Genomic DNA, 14,949 nt, shown 5'->3' on the forward strand with positions numbered 1-14,949 from the left:
AAGCAAAATTTATTTTCAATCAAACCAACCTTTTCATAATTCATTGTTTATTAAGCAATAAACAAAGCTAGCCTTCGTTAGATCTCAAAGTTTGATGTTGTTCATAAAATCATCAGATATTTTGAGTCAAATCACAAATAGCAAAACATATCTTTGACATGGCAATAACTCGTCATTAACATCCATCTTGTATACAAGTTGAATTCAATATAAATACAATAAAATATAACTCAGTTTATTACCTCTACAGACCAATAAAAAAGGTAAGGCTATGTCAAATAAAGACTCTATTACAGCTCCAGTGGCGAAAAATCCACCGGGACGTTTACGTTGGGGATTAGCGGCAATATTTTTTGCTATCGGCTTAGTTGCTTATATGGATCGCGCCAATATTTCTATTGTGGCGGAGTCTATGATGACCGATTTAGGGATGAGTAAGGTCCAATTTGGTTTTCTTGGTGCGCTATTTTCTCTTGGTTATGCTCTCGCACAAATTCCAAGTGGCATACTTGCAGAACGTTTTGGTAGTCGCCTAATTGCCACAATCAGTCTGTATGTTTGGTCTGCTTTCACGATCCTAACAGTAGTCGCGCCAACTTATGTTTGGCTGTGTATTGTGCGTTTCTTATTTGGTGTCGGTGAAGCACCGTTATATCCCTCTAATGCGGTATTCAATACTTGGTGGTTTCGTCAAAACGAAAAAGCACGCGCAGCAAGCTTCTTACTCGCAGGTTCCTATTTTGGCCCCGTTATTGCGCCAACACTAACAGTATTCATTATGATTTCATTCGGTTGGCACGCCGTATTTTGGATTTTTGGCGTTGTCGGCATCGTCATGGGTGCAATTTGGTATTTCTTTGCACGCAATCGACCTGAAGAACATCCCAATATTACCCCAGAAGAAATTGAATTTATCAAAGATGGACGGAGCATTGGCGAACAAGGCGCTGAAAATGTAAAAGCCCCTTGGCGACTCTTTATGAAGGAACGCTCTTTTTGGGCAGTCGGTTTCCAATATTTCTTTGTTGCCTACATGACTACTCTTTTCATGATTTGGTTACCCACCTATCTGCAAGAAGCACGTGGTTTCTCACTCACCCAAATGGGTGTTGCAGCCAGTTTTCCTTGGCTCGCTATCTGTATTGCTGTACTTAGCGCCGGTTCAATTTCAGATTGGCTCTTAAATAAAGGTTATTCTCAACTCGTCGCTCGCGGCTATATCGCCATCTTCGGTTTCATCTTATTTATTATTGGTATCTGTGGGGCAGCCCAAACAGAAAGTGCGGTTACAAGTGTAGCGTGGCTGACTTTAGCACTTGGTTCTTTAGGGCTTCCGGTTGTGACCTCATGGGCAATTGCCGCAGATAAAGGCCGTCAATTTGCAGGTTCAGTCAGTGGTTGGATGAATTTATGGGGAAATCTTGGAGGGGTTATCTCGCCAATCCTTTGCGGTTGGTTAGCTCAACATTTTGGATGGACTGTAGCATTACTTTTTAATGTTATTCCAATCAGTTTAGCCATCATCTGCTGGTTTTTTATTCAACCGGATAAACCATTAATCAGTGCAACTAATAATAGCTAGTTATCACTCATCTTCATAATTTTAAAAACGATTAACTAAAAGGTGCCTTTATGTTTACTCTCAATCCTCGCATTGCTCATTTTACTCAAGAAACTATTGAAAGCTGCCGTCATGTTTGTCCTTCAACCATCGGCCATATGACAGATTTTGGTTTTATTAAAACATTACGTCCACAAATTGAAAAATGCCAATTTATTGGCCATGCCGTCACCGTTCGTATTCCGCACATGGATTCCAGTGCAGTACATAAAGTATTTGATATTGTGCAAGAAGGTGATGTTATTTGTATTGATATGTCAGGCGATTTCGATCGAGCTTGCTGGGGAGAAATGGTTTCCTATATGGCACGAGAGAAAAAAATTGCAGGTGCGATTATTGATGGCTGCGTTACCGATATCAAAGCACTACGTGAAATTGGCATACCTATTTTCGCACGTAAAGTTAGCCCACTTACCACTCGCATTTTAGGTATAGAGGGAGCCATCAACGTACCAATTAGCGTTGATGGCGTCACAATTTATCCTGGCAATCTCATTATTGCAGATGGTGACGGCGTGCTAGTTGCAGATGAAGCCTTCATTAAAGAATACAGCCAACGAGCACTTAACGCGCAACATGCTGAAATTGACGTTAAAAAGCGTATAGATGCAGGGGAAACCTTGGCGGCTATCTCTGGCGCAGCAAAATTCTTTGAATAAGGAGCTCCCATGAAAATCGCAATTGCTCAACTTGCTAGCAGTCCTAATAAACAACAAAATTTAAACAAAGCCTGTGAAGCCATACAAAAAGCCGCGCAAGGTGGCGCAGATATGGTGTTATTACCTGAAATGTTTATGGCTTTTGTTCCGGCTGATACAGGTATTTCTTATGCTGATATTGCCGAGCCAATCAATGGGCCTTTTGTTTCCCAACTCGCAAAAACCGCAAAGGAAAATGGTATCTATGTCACTTGTGGTATTTATGAAAGTGCACTGAATGAGCCTAAACGCGCATTTAATACGACAATTATGTTAAACCGACAAGGCGAGTTGGTTTATCACTATCAAAAAACGCATCTCTACGACGCATTTTCTTATCAAGAATCACTCAATATTATTCAAAGTAATAATAAACTTGAACCCGTAGAAACTGAATTTGGCAAAATAGGTATCTTAGTTTGCTACGAATTACGTTTCCCTGAAGTTGCTCGAAAACTCGCATTAGCGGGTGCAGATTTACTACTGGTACCGACAGCATGGGTCAGTGGCCCATTAAAAGAAGAGCACTACCAAGGGTTGGTTAAAATAAGAGCGTTGGAAAATACAATACCAGTATGTGCCTGCGACCAAACAGGTAATATCTTTATTGGCCGTAGCCTCATTTGTGATGCGATGGGCGTCACGATTGCCTCCGCAGGTTATGATGAAACTGTCTTTTTCGCAGAGATATCAACACAACATACCGCAGAAACTCGTCAAAAATTACCTTGTATACAAAATAGGCGCCCTGAATTGTACTAATTTACCGCCAAAATCAGCATGGATGCTGATTTTTCATATTAACGACATCATCATAACCAATAGATATAAAGTTGGTGTATAGCTTGTATACCAGTAGGTTCCTTTCTATACTCACTAAAAACCCTACTTCTGTATGATATTCACATGAAAGATAAACCATTAAGCCAACAAGCTTACACCGCGATTAAAACAAAAATCCTCACCAAACAATTTGGTGAAGAAAGTTATACCTCAGAGAATAGTTTAGTTGATGAACTCGGTATGAGTCGCACGCCGATACGTGAGGCGCTTTACCAATTACAAAATGAAGGTTTAGTCAAAATAATTCCACGCAAGGGAGTTTTCATCCAAAAGCTCTCTTTAAAGGAAACTCGAGATAACTATGACTTGAGATTAGCCATTGAATCTCATGCCATTAAACTAGTGAGAGATTATTTAACCACAGAGCATTTTGTTATTTTAGAGAAAATAGTAGAACGCCAATATAGCTTGCTAGAAAACAATGATTATTATGAATGGATTAAAGAAGATGAACGCTTTCACCGTTTCTTTCTCGAATTACTCGATAACACGGTGTTTTTAGATTTAGCTGATAACATTCGCCAACGTGTCTATTTCCAACCAGACCCTATTTACCGTAATGAATATTATGCGGAATCAACCAAGCAGCACAGCCAGCTAATTGAACAATTGAAAACGAAGCAATATAGTCAGGCTGAAGAAACCTTAACTGAACATATTTTACGTGGAAAACGTAATTTTGTTTAATCGTGGTTTGCAAAAAAAAGAGAAAACCTTTATATCAGTTTTCTCTCTTAATTTAGCTTTAATTTAACGTTGCTTTCGTTTTAACTCGCTTTCACTTTTTTCAAAGCCGCGTTTTTATCGTGGTGATAATGGAAAGTGAATTGGAAAATAATGGCTAAGATAACGGTATATGATGCAAAGACTAACCAAATCATTTGCCAATCTTTAATACCATCAAATGTAAAGTAATCGACAACTTGACCACTAAGAATTGCTCCAAAGTAAGCACCAACGCCATTAACCATCGTCATAAATAAGCCTTGAGCACTGGCCCGCATTCTTGTATCCACTTCTTTTTCAATGAAAATTGAACCTGAGATATTAAAGAAGTCAAACGCGCAACCATACACAATCATTGACATAATTAAGAACATCAAACCAATTGCGGTGGGGTCACCGAAGGCAAAGAAACCAAATCTTAATGTCCATGCGAACATACTCAATAGCATGACAGTCTTAATACCGTAGCGCTTTAACACAAATGGAATTGCAAGAATAAAACACACTTCTGCCATTTGAGAAATCGATAATAGAATCGATGGATATTGCACAATAAAACTATCTTGGTACAAAGGATTAAGACCAAAATCATGAATGAACGGATTACCAAAGGTATTAGTAATTTGTAGCACCGCACCAAGTAGCATCGCGAATAAAAAGAAAACTGCCATGATAGGTTTTTTAAATAATACCAGTGCATCCAACCCTAGCTTGCTCATCCAACTCGTTGAAATCGCGGTTTTATTCACAGGGATTTTCGGTAATGTCACCGAATATGCAGCCAATACGAGGGAACAACCCGCCGCAATATAAAGCTGCATACTGCTTAGCTCAAATTTCAGTAAGCTAATACTCCACATCGCAATGATAAAACCCACAGTACCAAACACACGGATCGATGGGAAATTAACAACTGAATCAAGCTGATATTGGCTCAATGATGAATAACTAATAGAGTTAGATAATGCAATCGTAGGCATAAATGCCATCGCATTAATTAACATAATCCAAAACATAGTTGTCGAGTCAGTCACTGTCGTTGCATAAAACAATGAAGCCGCGCCAATTAAATGACAAATCATGTATAAACGATTTGCTGGGATATACTTATCGGCAATAATACCGATAATTCCCGGCATTAAAATGGCTGCAATACCTTTCGAACTATATACCATCCCTACTTCAGCATCTGAAAAACTTAGTGTTTTGATCATGTAGGAACCGAGCGTAACTAACCAACTTCCCCAGACAAAATATTGCAGAAAAAGCATTACTTTTAAGCGAGATTTTATATTCATACTAAGCTCCGTTTGGAGTTATATTTATTTGTTTTTATCTTCAACTCAGCAATAGCGACACCCATTAGAATAACGACAACGCCAACTAACTGAATGAATTCGAGAGGTAAATGTAATACGGTAACTGAAAGTAATATGGTTACAGGAAGCTGCATGGAGCTGACGATAGTTGCCAAACTTGTTCCGATAAGCGGAGTGCCTTTTGCAAACATCCACATTCCAAAGAAAGAACCAAAAAAAGCCAGCGGTAACCCATAAGATAAAAAGAGCGATTGAAACGTTGATAAATCGAGTAAAAATGTAGGAGGAACGACAATAGAGGTTAAAATTGCTCCACCGGTCACCATAATCGCAGAGCGCATCATTGGATCAGTTTTTACCGCCAATGCACCACTCACATAAACACGTATCGCGTTCGATAATGCGGCGCACAACCCTAAAGCGACTCCGCTCCAATGAAACGAGATACTGCCATTATTCAATAACCCTGTCGCCAACACCGTCCCCACTAAAATTACGAAAACAGAAATTAGCGTCATAACTGGCGGCATACGTCGAGTAACAACAGCATTAATCGCCACTCCCATCCACGTAAATTGTAAAAATAAAACAACACCTAGTGCAGGGGATAAATGCTGTAATGAGGCATAATACAATAACCCCGTCAGACCGGTTGTTGTTCCTGTTAATAACATCATTAACGTCTGCTTACGTGACGGCCAGGCTAAGAGTTTCTTTCTCATGGCCGCGCCAAGAACCACAAACAGCCACAATAAAAAAGCACCTAAGACTGTTTGGCTGCCGATGACGTCGCTTAAAGAAAAACCAGCTCGATATGCTAAAACAACAAGCGTAGAAAGAATGCCATAGCTGCAAGCCCCTAAAGAAACTAAAATCAGACCTTTAAATTTCATTTCAATAATTACCTACTGTATGCCTATGACATTCTTTATATTATTTTGAGAAAAAGCTAGAAACGCTGGATCACACCGGTCACTAAGTTTAAGAAAGTCGCCTTGACTCTTTCAGCGGTTTCGATCACTTCGTCATGGCTTAATGGCTGTTCTAAAATTCCGCAAGCCATATTGGTCAAGCAGGAGATACCCACTGTTTTGATTTGTGAATGATGAGCCACAAGCGCTTCTGGTACTGTAGACATACCCACTGCATCTGCGCCTAGTGTTCTGATCATACGAATTTCTGCTGGTGTTTCATAAGTTGGACCCGTCCACCATGCATACACACCTTCGCGTACACTAACGCCTTGTTCTTTCGCTACATCTTTAATAGTTTGACGTAATTCTTTATTATAAACTTCACTCACATCAAGGAAGCGAACACCCAATTCAGGGTTATTTGGTCCCATTAATGGGTTGTTAGCCGTCAAATTGATGTGGTCAGTGATGATCATCAAATCACCTGGATTAAAATCGGTATTCACAGCGCCACATGCGTTCGTGATAATCAATTTTTCAACGCCAAGCGCCTTCATTAAACGTACAGGGAAAGTGACTTGATCCAGAGAAAAACCTTCGTAATAGTGGAAGCGACCTTTCATCGCAACGACGCTCTTACCCGCTATAGTTCCGATGACGAGCTCATTAGCGTGACCGACGGCTTCAGATTTAGCAAAATGAGGAATTTCGCTGTAAGGAATATGAACCGCATTTTCTAATGTATCCGCGAAAGGGCCCAAACCAGAACCTAAAATGATACCAACTGTTGGTTTAAGGTCAGTGCGTGACTGAATAAAATTCAAGCATTCTAAAATATCTTTCGTGTTATGCATGGCTATCTCCGAATTAACACCGAATAAGGATTGTTAAAAGCCATCATAAAGCAATTTAAAAACCGAACCGCGATCTTAATCTCATTTTAAGAAAAAGATTCTCGGTATGATGTGTGAATCATGGTGCAGTACTCAATGCGTAAATCTGCTAATCTTTGATGCAGTGGCAGAAACACAAAGGGAGAGGTTGCTTGTTACACACACTATTAAATGAATTTCGCACCTCAAAAAATTCAAAAACTCAGAAACTTAAAATGCTCTATCGGCTCATCCTTAACCATGGGCCAATAAGGGCAGAAACGTTAGCGTCCCTTGCAAGTATGAAATCTGCAACCTGCGCGCGATTACTCGATGAACTCAGCAAATGTCAGCTAATTTCAACTTCTGAGCTAGGGGAATCAACCGGTGGGCGAAAACCTATTCTATATAGCATCAACCCTGATGATGGTTATCTTATTGGAATAGAAATGAGTGATATTTACTCAACTATCGTCTTACAGAACCTAAAACTCGATATTTTAGGTCGAGTAAAAATCAAATATGAGCATCTTGAAACTGCCGAAAATATGCTCGACCATTTATTAGTCAAAGTAGATGAGCTTCTCGCAGAGCACCAATTAACAACAAAAGAAATTCTGGGGATGGGGATTGCAATCGACCATATCTTAGAACGAGACAAACTATCTTATCACCTCTATAGCACAAGAATAAAAGCGCTATATAACTATATCACCCAAAAAGTTCCCTGCTTCGTCTTACTCGGCAGTGGCATTAATTTTGCCGCCTTTGCTGAATACCGGTTGCGATATATCTCTGATAGCCAACGTTTTTTATTTACCACTTGCGACACCGATATTCGTAGTAGCACCATCATCAATAACCAACTAGCCCCTGCGCCAATCAGTACCGCACAAGCGTTTGGTCATACTACCATCGATATTAATGGCCAGCGCTGTGACTGTGGCTCTTTTGGTTGCTTGAAACAATATAGTTCGCTTTCTGCGATTAAATCCCGAGTCATCCAACAATTAAGACTCGGTAAAACTTCAATTATTAATGATCTCGTTCAATCAGAATCAGAAATTAATTACCATACTATTTTCCAAGCACTCACCCAAAATGACTCTTTGTGTTTAGAGGCGCTAGAGGAAGCTGCGTATTACTATGGTATCGCTATCGCCAATGCCATACTCACAACACAAGCTGATGTTGTTGTTTGTGGTGGAACACTAACGCCAAAGAACCACTTTTTTGCAGTCACAAAAAAATCGATAGAAAATAAATTAGCCGCTTTTCCCCATATCAAAACAAAAGTTTATGCCGCCAATGACTCTTACGAGATAGTAGCTCAAGGAGCGGGAGGTATGGTCATGGAAAATTATTTATCTGATTAGCTAATTAACATTAACAGTCTCAATAAAATGCGTAGAATGGAATTTGTTATTCTACGCATAGCTGCGGTTAATGAGAGGAAACATGTCAGAATTTGAAACTATTAATGCCATCATAAATACAAAAACTATTCAGCAGTTACATGCAAAATCCCCTCTCATACACTGCATGACTAATGATGTCGTTCAAACATTTACTGCCAATGTATTATTAGCACTAGGTTGTTCGCCTGCCATGGTGATTGAGCCAGAAGAAGCAGAACAATTTGCCGCTATGGCGAGTGGGCTATTAATTAATGTCGGTACCTTAACCACTGACAGACAACATGCCATGCGCTTAGCTGTAAATAGTGCTAATAAAGCAGGTAAACCCTGGGTACTTGATCCTGTGGCTGCTGGCGCATTAACTTTTCGTACTCGTTTCTGCCACGAATTACTCATGTTGAAACCGACCGCAATTCGCGGTAATGCTTCAGAAATTATGGCACTCGTGGGAGTCGGCCGAGGTGGAAAAGGAGTTGATTCACTCAATACAACTCATGATGCACTACCTGCTGCCCAACATTTAGCTCAAGAAACCAATACCATTGTCGCGATTAGTGGTGAAATCGATTATGTCACTGATGGTGAGCGCACTTTTGCGGTTACTGGTGGAGATCCTCTGATGACTCGAGTTGTCGGGACGGGATGTGCACTATCTGCAGTTGTCACTGCAAGTTGTGCATTATCAGGTGATAAATTAATCAATATCGCGAGTGTTTGCGCCATAATGAAACAAGCTGGAGAAATTGCGACCCAAAGATGTCGAGGAACTGGAAGTTTTACTCCTGAATTTTTAGATGCTTTATGCCAATTAAAGCAATAATTCGTCGCTAACGAACTAAAAATTAAATAATAAGCTAATTATAATCGTGTTTTCTTACCTCTCATTTTTCGTGACCAATGGCGAAAATTATCTCTGAACATAATAAGACGATAGATTAGGCTTTTTTTCGTAGGTTCAATACCATAGAAGCGTTTTAACGCAATCAAATCATTCACTTTACAGATAGTTAAATTGCCATAGTCAGACAGGTCGATAACTTTTAAGCCATTATCAGTTAAGACAAAATTACCTGCATGGATATCATTTGAAGATAAGCCATAAGCATGCAATTGATTAATAATGGTTTCTATTTCAAAATAATAAGGCGTGATATCCTCAAGCTCTGTTAATACTCTGCCCTCTACAAATTCAGCAATGATCCATGTTTCGACAGATTCTCGGCATTTTACTTTTTCTGCAATAAAATAAATATCATTCGTGATCATACAGCCTTGATTTTGTGCTTTAACTAATCGATGGAGCAAACGCGAATAATAAGGTCCTGAAATCATTCTCATGAGACGTTTTTCTAATCGTTTATCGCGCTCTTTTTCACACTTAATAATCAAATGTCGGCCATCAATATTTAACATAGCAACACTACGGTCAATGTTTCCGCTACCTAAATCTTTGCTAACGATCCGCCCGTGAATATAATCATCAATAACCTGCCAGTAATCAATATCCTGATCTTTTTGATAAAAATTAAATCCACCTTTTTGTGTTTTTATTATTTTCTGCATAATTTTTAAGCCGATTATTGCGCATAATTTTAAATGCTAACAAATGAGTAAGCGTATTTCTTAGCGATTCTTGCAGAATGAGACTTAAGAGCCGATGGAGAGGAATAAATAACACAAAGAGGTAAATTTTAGGGAATTAAATAAAAATAAAAAGATAAAACAGCGATAATTGGTCAGCAATTATTCACTGACCAAGCCGATTATTAAGCATTACGACGCCTAATAATTATCAATTTAATAATAACTAATTAGTCACTACCAAACAAATCACGGGTGTAGACTTTATCCGCCACATCTTCTAGCTCAGGCACCATCCGGTTAGCCAAGATAATGTCGCTTTGTGCTTTAAAGGCTTCTAAGTCACGGATGACTTTGGAGCGGAAAAACTCGTCTTCAGTAAGCACTGGCTCATACACCACCACTTCAATGCCTTTGGCTTTAATGCGTTTCATGATGCCCTGCACTGCTGAGGCACGGAAATTATCAGAGCCCGCTTTCATCACTAAGCGATAAACGCCCACTTTACGCGGCGCTTTAGCAATAATGGCATCAGAAATAAAGTCTTTACGAGTCCGGTTAGATTCCACGATGGCATTAATCAGATTGTTCGGCACATCATCATAATTCGCTAGCAATTGCTTGGTATCTTTCGGTAAACAATAACCCCCGTAACCGAATGACGGATTATTATAATGGCCGCCAATACGTGGGTCTAACGAAACACCTTCAATAATTTGACGTGCATTTAAACCGCGGCTTTCGGCATAGGTATCGAGCTCATTAAAATAAGCCACACGCATTGCTAAATAAGTATTAGCAAATAATTTAACCGCTTCCGCTTCCGTACCATCAGTGAACAATACCGGGACATCTTTTTTTATCGCCCCTTCGAGCAATAAATTCGCAAAAACTTGTGCACGTTCTGAACGCTCACCGACCACAATCCGTGATGGATAAAGGTTATCCCACAACGCACGGCCTTCACGTAAAAACTCAGGGGAGAAAATTACATTGGTATAACCGAACTCTTCACGTAAACGCTCAGTAAAACCAACCGGAATAGTCGACTTCACAATAATTGTCGCATTCGGATTGATTTTATTAGCGTCGTGAATAACCGATTCGACCGAATTAGTATTGAAATAGTTGGTTTTTGGGTCATAGTCAGTCGGCGTCGCAACGATGACATAATCAGCACCAGTATAGGCTTCGACTTTATCTTGTGTCGCACGGAAATTCAGTTTTTTCTCAGCCAAAAACTGTTCAATTTCAGTATCGATAATCGGTGATTGCTTATTATTCAACATCGCCACTTTTTCAGGGATGATATCGATAGCCACCACTTCATGATTTTGTGACAGTAACATGGCGTTAGATAAACCCACGTAGCCTGTACCTGCAATTGCTATTTTCAAACTTGCCTCTCAAATCTTTCAACGGAGATGACCATGATGGGGATATTATTGATGATAATATTCACGATACCAATCAACAAATGCCTGCACACCTTGTTCAATCGAAACTTGTGGACGATAGCCGGTAGCTTTAAATAAGTCTTCCGTGTCAGCCCAAGTGGTATAAACATCCCCTGCTTGCATCGGTAAAAAGTTTTTAATCGCTTCTTTGCCTAACGATTTTTCCAATGCCGAAATAAACTCAATTAATTTAACGGGTTTCCCATTACCAATATTGTATATACGGTAAGGCGCGCTACTTTGCGCAGGGGAGCTTGAGTCATTTTGTGGGTCTGCTTGTGGAATTATATCCGAAATACGAATAACCCCTTCGACAATATCATCAATGAAAGTGAAATCACGACTGAGATCGCCGTTATTATAGACATCTATCGGTTCACCCGCCAAAATCGCTTTGGTAAATTTAAAGAGCGCCATATCTGGGCGACCCCAAGGGCCATACACCGTGAAAAAACGCAAACCGGTTGTTGGTAACTGATAAAGATGTGAATAAGAGTGAGCCATCAATTCATTGGCTTTCTTAGTTGCTGCGTACAGTGAAATTGGATGATCTGTTGGCATATCAGTGGTAAATGGCGTTTTATCATTGATGCCATACACCGAACTGGAAGAAGCATAAACTAAATGTTTTACTTTTGCCTGACGGCACCCTTCTAAAATGGCAAGATGGCCATTAAGATTACTATCTGCATAAGCAAAAGGGTTTTGCAGTGAATAACGCACGCCAGCTTGTGCCGCAAGGTGAATCACACGGTCGAAACCTTCTTGAGTACACAAGACTAAGACCTTTTCTCGGTCAGTGATATCAAGAGGAATAAAACGAAATTGAGGATGCTGCTCAAGAAGATGCAATCGAGACTGTTTAAGCCCCTGATCGTAATAAGCATTCATGTTGTCTATTCCAACAACCTCATGCCCACTTTCTAACAAACGCTGGCACAGCCTAAAACCAATAAAACCGGCACTTCCAGTGACTAAATATTTCATATTAATTGTCTTTCTAGTGTTAAACCGTTCTCAAAGCTCTATTTTGAGCCTGCGATGATGTCATATAGAATAATTGACTTGAACTTAAGACAGAGATTTTACTCATTGGTTTTATTATTAATAAAAATAAAGTAAAAAATTTAAATAATTACACACAATTTTATCCATTTTCGTCGATTAAACAGAATAATAATCATAAGTTCAAACCCTATTATTACGTGATCACGCCCACGAACCTAATGTTTAATTGCGTTAAAATAGCAATTTACATTTATTCTATTTTTAATTCTTTATTCTATGAAGCTCAATGAGGTAAATCATGCAAATTTCAGCACGTAATCAACTCACAGGTACAGTTAGCCAAATCAAAGAAGGAGCTGTCAATAATGAGATTATTTTATCTTTAGGAAATGGTGAGGAATTAACAACTGTTATTACACGTGAAAGTTGCCACTCTCTTGGCCTCAAAATCGGTAAAGAAGCTATCGCAATTATCAAAGCACCATGGGTTGTTTTAATCAAACCTGAATGTAACTTACAGTTTTCAGCGAGAAATCAATTTAGCGGTAAAATTAGTCAAATTGTTGAGGGTGCGGTCAACAGCACTATTCATTTAGTGACAAGTAAAGGTATTGAGCTGACTGCCATTATTACTAATGAAAGTCTTAAAGAAATGAATCTCGTGAAGGGTGCCGGTATTACCGCATTAATTAAGGCATCAAGCGTTATTTTAGCCACTAGAAAATAGCCAACTATACCAAAATCGAATAATTATCAAAATCGAATAATTGCGGGGTCTCCCCCGCGATTATTTATTCGGCTACAGCTTTATCTGCCACTTGAAGTGTCTGATAAATATAATGGCGATAACTATCAAGTAACTGCTTATCTTCGCAATCATTTAGCTTTCCATCACATAAGTGACGCATTTTAATGTTCGCCTCATAAAATGGCGATATTTTCAGATTTGCACGCTCGAGTAGCAACCCCCCTAAAAATGAAATATCCGTCAACTCACCTGTTTTGACACTCGTGCCTGATTTCAAATTATCACGCAATGTAAATTGGGTTATATAAGATGGTGATGAAAACGATGAGTTATATTTATTTAAGCTAATACCTGGCTGATGATCACCAAAATACAAGAACATCAGCGGACGATCGCGTTTTTCAATAAAATCAGCAAAATCACGCATTGCATTATCTGATGCTACTATTTTTTCCATATAGTGACTAAATTCGCCTGCCGCATCTTTATTACTGATTTTATCTTTTATACCGTAATCATCACTGTGACTTTCTTTATATGGGCCGTGCTCATACATGGTTAAAGAGAAAATAAATACTGGTTTATCTGTCTCCGTTGCCAATATTTCCTTTGCATACTTGAGCATATCTTCAGTGCTTATTGTCCATAAGTTATCTTGTAATTTCCCTGGATAACCTAGCTCTTGCGGTTGAATAATTCTATCAACACCGAGTGTTTCATAAGCGTGTCCTGAATGGTATGCCCCTTTATTAAATGGCGTCAGCACAACGGTATAATAGCCATTGGCTTTCATTTCTTTAAATAAGCTATTATTGAGATGATCAACAATGAAATAAAATACACCGCTTTTTTGAGAACCAAAATCATCACTATTCAGGCCTGTTAACGCAGAAAACTCAGACAACCATGTCCCACCACCAAAGGTTTGCACGCGCATCGGGCTATAAGCAACCACATTTTTATCTTGCTGAAACATAAACAGTTCAGGCAGTTTTGTTTCAGCCGGTAAATCATAAATATTAGGGTTAACGGTAGACTCTTGTAATAATAGGACAATATCAGGTTTTTCTGTTACTTCGGTTTTATTATTTGCGAGGGATACTGCCGCTGCTTGTTGTATAAAATAATCAGAAGAGCTGGCAAATTGCGGGGATTTATACGTCGAATTTTTCGCGGACATGACTAAATTTGTAACTGTACCACGCCCTTTTGGCAGCGTTTGTGTCCATTCATCATAATAATGTGTACTTGACCAATTTGCGCCATAATATCCGCCTACTACGAGCAACAAACTCACAATACGCAGAGCAAAGGATTTACAAGGACGAAGTAAGCGCCAACTAATGATTGCATTGACAACCAGTAAAATGAGAAGCCCAATCAGTGCTACTCCTGCTAACCAATAGTGACCTAATGTCCCCATATTCGAGGTATCTGTCATAAGATTAATATCAGAAAAAAAGAGCTGTTCTTTATAATAATGTACTTTTAACTGATTAAAAAATTTAATAACAATGAACAGAGTACTAGTAACAATTGCAGAAAATAGCCAACGGGTGGTGAGTGCAAATAACGCGCCAAAGAAAATGGCATAGACACTAATAGAAATCAGCGCTGGATAAATCACCTCACTTTTTTCAAAAACTAAAAAAAGCGATCCAATAAAAATTAGCGCCAGATAGACGCCTGCAAATATTTTTTTCTTCATTAGCGTGACCACAAATCCAATATAGATATAAGGGTT

14 protein-coding genes are annotated in these 14,949 nt (G+C 39.1%); 7 read left to right on the forward strand and 7 right to left on the reverse strand.

Going from position 1 to position 14,949, the window contains the following annotated elements; all coding sequences use genetic code 11:
* The first annotated feature begins 271 nt into the window (after positions 1–271).
* From AAZR93_RS16860 to AAZR93_RS16875, 4 genes are all read left to right on the forward strand, one after another.
* A complete protein-coding gene (locus tag AAZR93_RS16860) occupies positions 272–1,582 on the forward strand; it encodes an MFS transporter (protein WP_434720486.1) in 1,311 nt (436 codons plus the stop codon).
* A 50-nt stretch (positions 1,583–1,632) separates the two neighbouring features.
* Entirely contained in the window at positions 1,633–2,280 is a 648-nt protein-coding gene (locus tag AAZR93_RS16865) for an RraA family protein (protein WP_434720487.1), read from the forward strand.
* Between the two features lie 9 nt (positions 2,281–2,289).
* Positions 2,290–3,081, forward strand: coding sequence for a carbon-nitrogen hydrolase family protein (locus AAZR93_RS16870; protein ID WP_434720488.1), 792 nt, complete (start codon positions 2,290–2,292; stop codon positions 3,079–3,081).
* Between the two features lie 144 nt (positions 3,082–3,225).
* Positions 3,226–3,849, forward strand: a complete 624-nt coding sequence (locus AAZR93_RS16875; protein ID WP_294350948.1) for a GntR family transcriptional regulator — start codon at positions 3,226–3,228, stop codon at positions 3,847–3,849.
* An 80-nt stretch (positions 3,850–3,929) separates the two neighbouring features.
* Here AAZR93_RS16875 and AAZR93_RS16880 read toward each other — a convergent pair whose 3' ends face one another.
* From AAZR93_RS16880 to AAZR93_RS16890, 3 genes are read right to left on the reverse strand one after another with little or no spacing between them, the layout of a single operon-like run.
* Entirely contained in the window at positions 3,930–5,186 is a 1,257-nt protein-coding gene (locus tag AAZR93_RS16880; RefSeq protein ID WP_434720489.1) for a nucleoside permease, read from the reverse strand.
* Positions 5,183–6,100, reverse strand: coding sequence for an EamA family transporter (locus AAZR93_RS16885; protein WP_434720490.1), 918 nt, complete (start codon positions 6,098–6,100; stop codon positions 5,183–5,185). The genes AAZR93_RS16880 and AAZR93_RS16885 overlap by 4 nt, the downstream gene beginning before the upstream one ends.
* A gap of 56 nt (positions 6,101–6,156) precedes the next feature.
* Positions 6,157–6,975 carry a purine-nucleoside phosphorylase gene (locus tag AAZR93_RS16890; protein ID WP_294110011.1) on the reverse strand — a complete coding sequence of 273 codons (819 nt, stop codon included), beginning with the start codon at positions 6,973–6,975 and terminating at the stop codon, positions 6,157–6,159.
* Positions 6,976–7,229: 254 nt separating this feature from the next.
* Here AAZR93_RS16890 and AAZR93_RS16895 point away from each other — a divergent pair, with 254 nt between their 5' ends.
* Both AAZR93_RS16895 and thiM read left to right on the forward strand, forming a co-directional pair.
* Positions 7,230–8,369: an ROK family protein gene (locus AAZR93_RS16895; RefSeq protein WP_294110009.1), complete on the forward strand. Its 1,140-nt coding sequence runs from the start codon at positions 7,230–7,232 to the stop codon at positions 8,367–8,369.
* Between the two features lie 82 nt (positions 8,370–8,451).
* Entirely contained in the window at positions 8,452–9,231 is a 780-nt protein-coding gene (gene thiM, locus AAZR93_RS16900) for a hydroxyethylthiazole kinase (RefSeq protein WP_434720491.1), read from the forward strand.
* A 38-nt stretch (positions 9,232–9,269) separates the two neighbouring features.
* Here the strand turns inward: thiM and AAZR93_RS16905 are convergent, their stop codons facing one another.
* The 3 genes from AAZR93_RS16905 to AAZR93_RS16915 all read right to left on the reverse strand — a co-directional run bounded on the left by AAZR93_RS16905 (position 9,270) and on the right by AAZR93_RS16915 (position 12,436).
* Positions 9,270–9,974 carry a lipopolysaccharide core heptose(II) kinase RfaY gene (locus tag AAZR93_RS16905; protein WP_294110006.1) on the reverse strand — a complete coding sequence of 235 codons (705 nt, stop codon included), beginning with the start codon at positions 9,972–9,974 and terminating at the stop codon, positions 9,270–9,272.
* Positions 9,975–10,222: 248 nt separating this feature from the next.
* On the reverse strand, positions 10,223–11,389 hold the full coding sequence (locus AAZR93_RS16910) for a nucleotide sugar dehydrogenase (protein ID WP_434720492.1): 1,167 nt from the start codon (positions 11,387–11,389) through the stop codon (positions 10,223–10,225).
* Positions 11,390–11,434: 45 nt separating this feature from the next.
* Positions 11,435–12,436: an NAD-dependent epimerase gene (locus AAZR93_RS16915; protein ID WP_294101458.1), complete on the reverse strand. Its 1,002-nt coding sequence runs from the start codon at positions 12,434–12,436 to the stop codon at positions 11,435–11,437.
* Positions 12,437–12,755: 319 nt separating this feature from the next.
* Between AAZR93_RS16915 and AAZR93_RS16920 the strand changes: the two genes are divergently transcribed.
* On the forward strand, positions 12,756–13,184 hold the full coding sequence (locus AAZR93_RS16920; protein ID WP_434720493.1) for a TOBE domain-containing protein: 429 nt from the start codon (positions 12,756–12,758) through the stop codon (positions 13,182–13,184).
* 64 nt (positions 13,185–13,248) lie between these two features.
* Here AAZR93_RS16920 and AAZR93_RS16925 read toward each other — a convergent pair whose 3' ends face one another.
* Complete coding sequence (locus AAZR93_RS16925) at positions 13,249–14,913, reverse strand: LTA synthase family protein (protein WP_434720494.1); 1,665 nt, start codon at positions 14,911–14,913, stop codon at positions 13,249–13,251.
* Positions 14,914–14,949 lie beyond the last annotated feature (36 nt).

Origin of the sequence: Providencia sp. Je.9.19 (assembly GCF_051129765.1) — a bacterium.
In the GTDB taxonomy this organism is placed as follows: Bacteria; Pseudomonadota; Gammaproteobacteria; order Enterobacterales; family Enterobacteriaceae; genus Providencia.

What these genes read in the sequence shown, in the direction of transcription:
- AAZR93_RS16860 (WP_434720486.1), top strand. Translation starts at nt 272, where the DNA reads ATGTCAAATAAAGACTCTATTACAGCTCCAGTGGCGAAAAATCCACCG.
- AAZR93_RS16865 (WP_434720487.1), top strand. Translation starts at nt 1,633, where the DNA reads ATGTTTACTCTCAATCCTCGCATTGCTCATTTTACTCAAGAAACTATT.
- AAZR93_RS16885 (WP_434720490.1), bottom strand. Translation starts at nt 6,100, where the DNA reads ATGAAATTTAAAGGTCTGATTTTAGTTTCTTTAGGGGCTTGCAGCTAT.
- AAZR93_RS16915 (WP_294101458.1), bottom strand. Translation starts at nt 12,436, where the DNA reads ATGAAATATTTAGTCACTGGAAGTGCCGGTTTTATTGGTTTTAGGCTG.
- AAZR93_RS16895 (WP_294110009.1), top strand. Translation starts at nt 7,230, where the DNA reads ATGCTCTATCGGCTCATCCTTAACCATGGGCCAATAAGGGCAGAAACG.
- AAZR93_RS16920 (WP_434720493.1), top strand. Translation starts at nt 12,756, where the DNA reads ATGCAAATTTCAGCACGTAATCAACTCACAGGTACAGTTAGCCAAATC.
- AAZR93_RS16870 (WP_434720488.1), top strand. Translation starts at nt 2,290, where the DNA reads ATGAAAATCGCAATTGCTCAACTTGCTAGCAGTCCTAATAAACAACAA.
- AAZR93_RS16880 (WP_434720489.1), bottom strand. Translation starts at nt 5,186, where the DNA reads ATGAATATAAAATCTCGCTTAAAAGTAATGCTTTTTCTGCAATATTTT.
- AAZR93_RS16925 (WP_434720494.1), bottom strand. Translation starts at nt 14,913, where the DNA reads ATGAAGAAAAAAATATTTGCAGGCGTCTATCTGGCGCTAATTTTTATT.
- AAZR93_RS16905 (WP_294110006.1), bottom strand. Translation starts at nt 9,974, where the DNA reads ATGCAGAAAATAATAAAAACACAAAAAGGTGGATTTAATTTTTATCAA.
- AAZR93_RS16875 (WP_294350948.1), top strand. Translation starts at nt 3,226, where the DNA reads ATGAAAGATAAACCATTAAGCCAACAAGCTTACACCGCGATTAAAACA.
- AAZR93_RS16890 (WP_294110011.1), bottom strand. Translation starts at nt 6,975, where the DNA reads ATGCATAACACGAAAGATATTTTAGAATGCTTGAATTTTATTCAGTCA.
- thiM (WP_434720491.1), top strand. Translation starts at nt 8,452, where the DNA reads ATGTCAGAATTTGAAACTATTAATGCCATCATAAATACAAAAACTATT.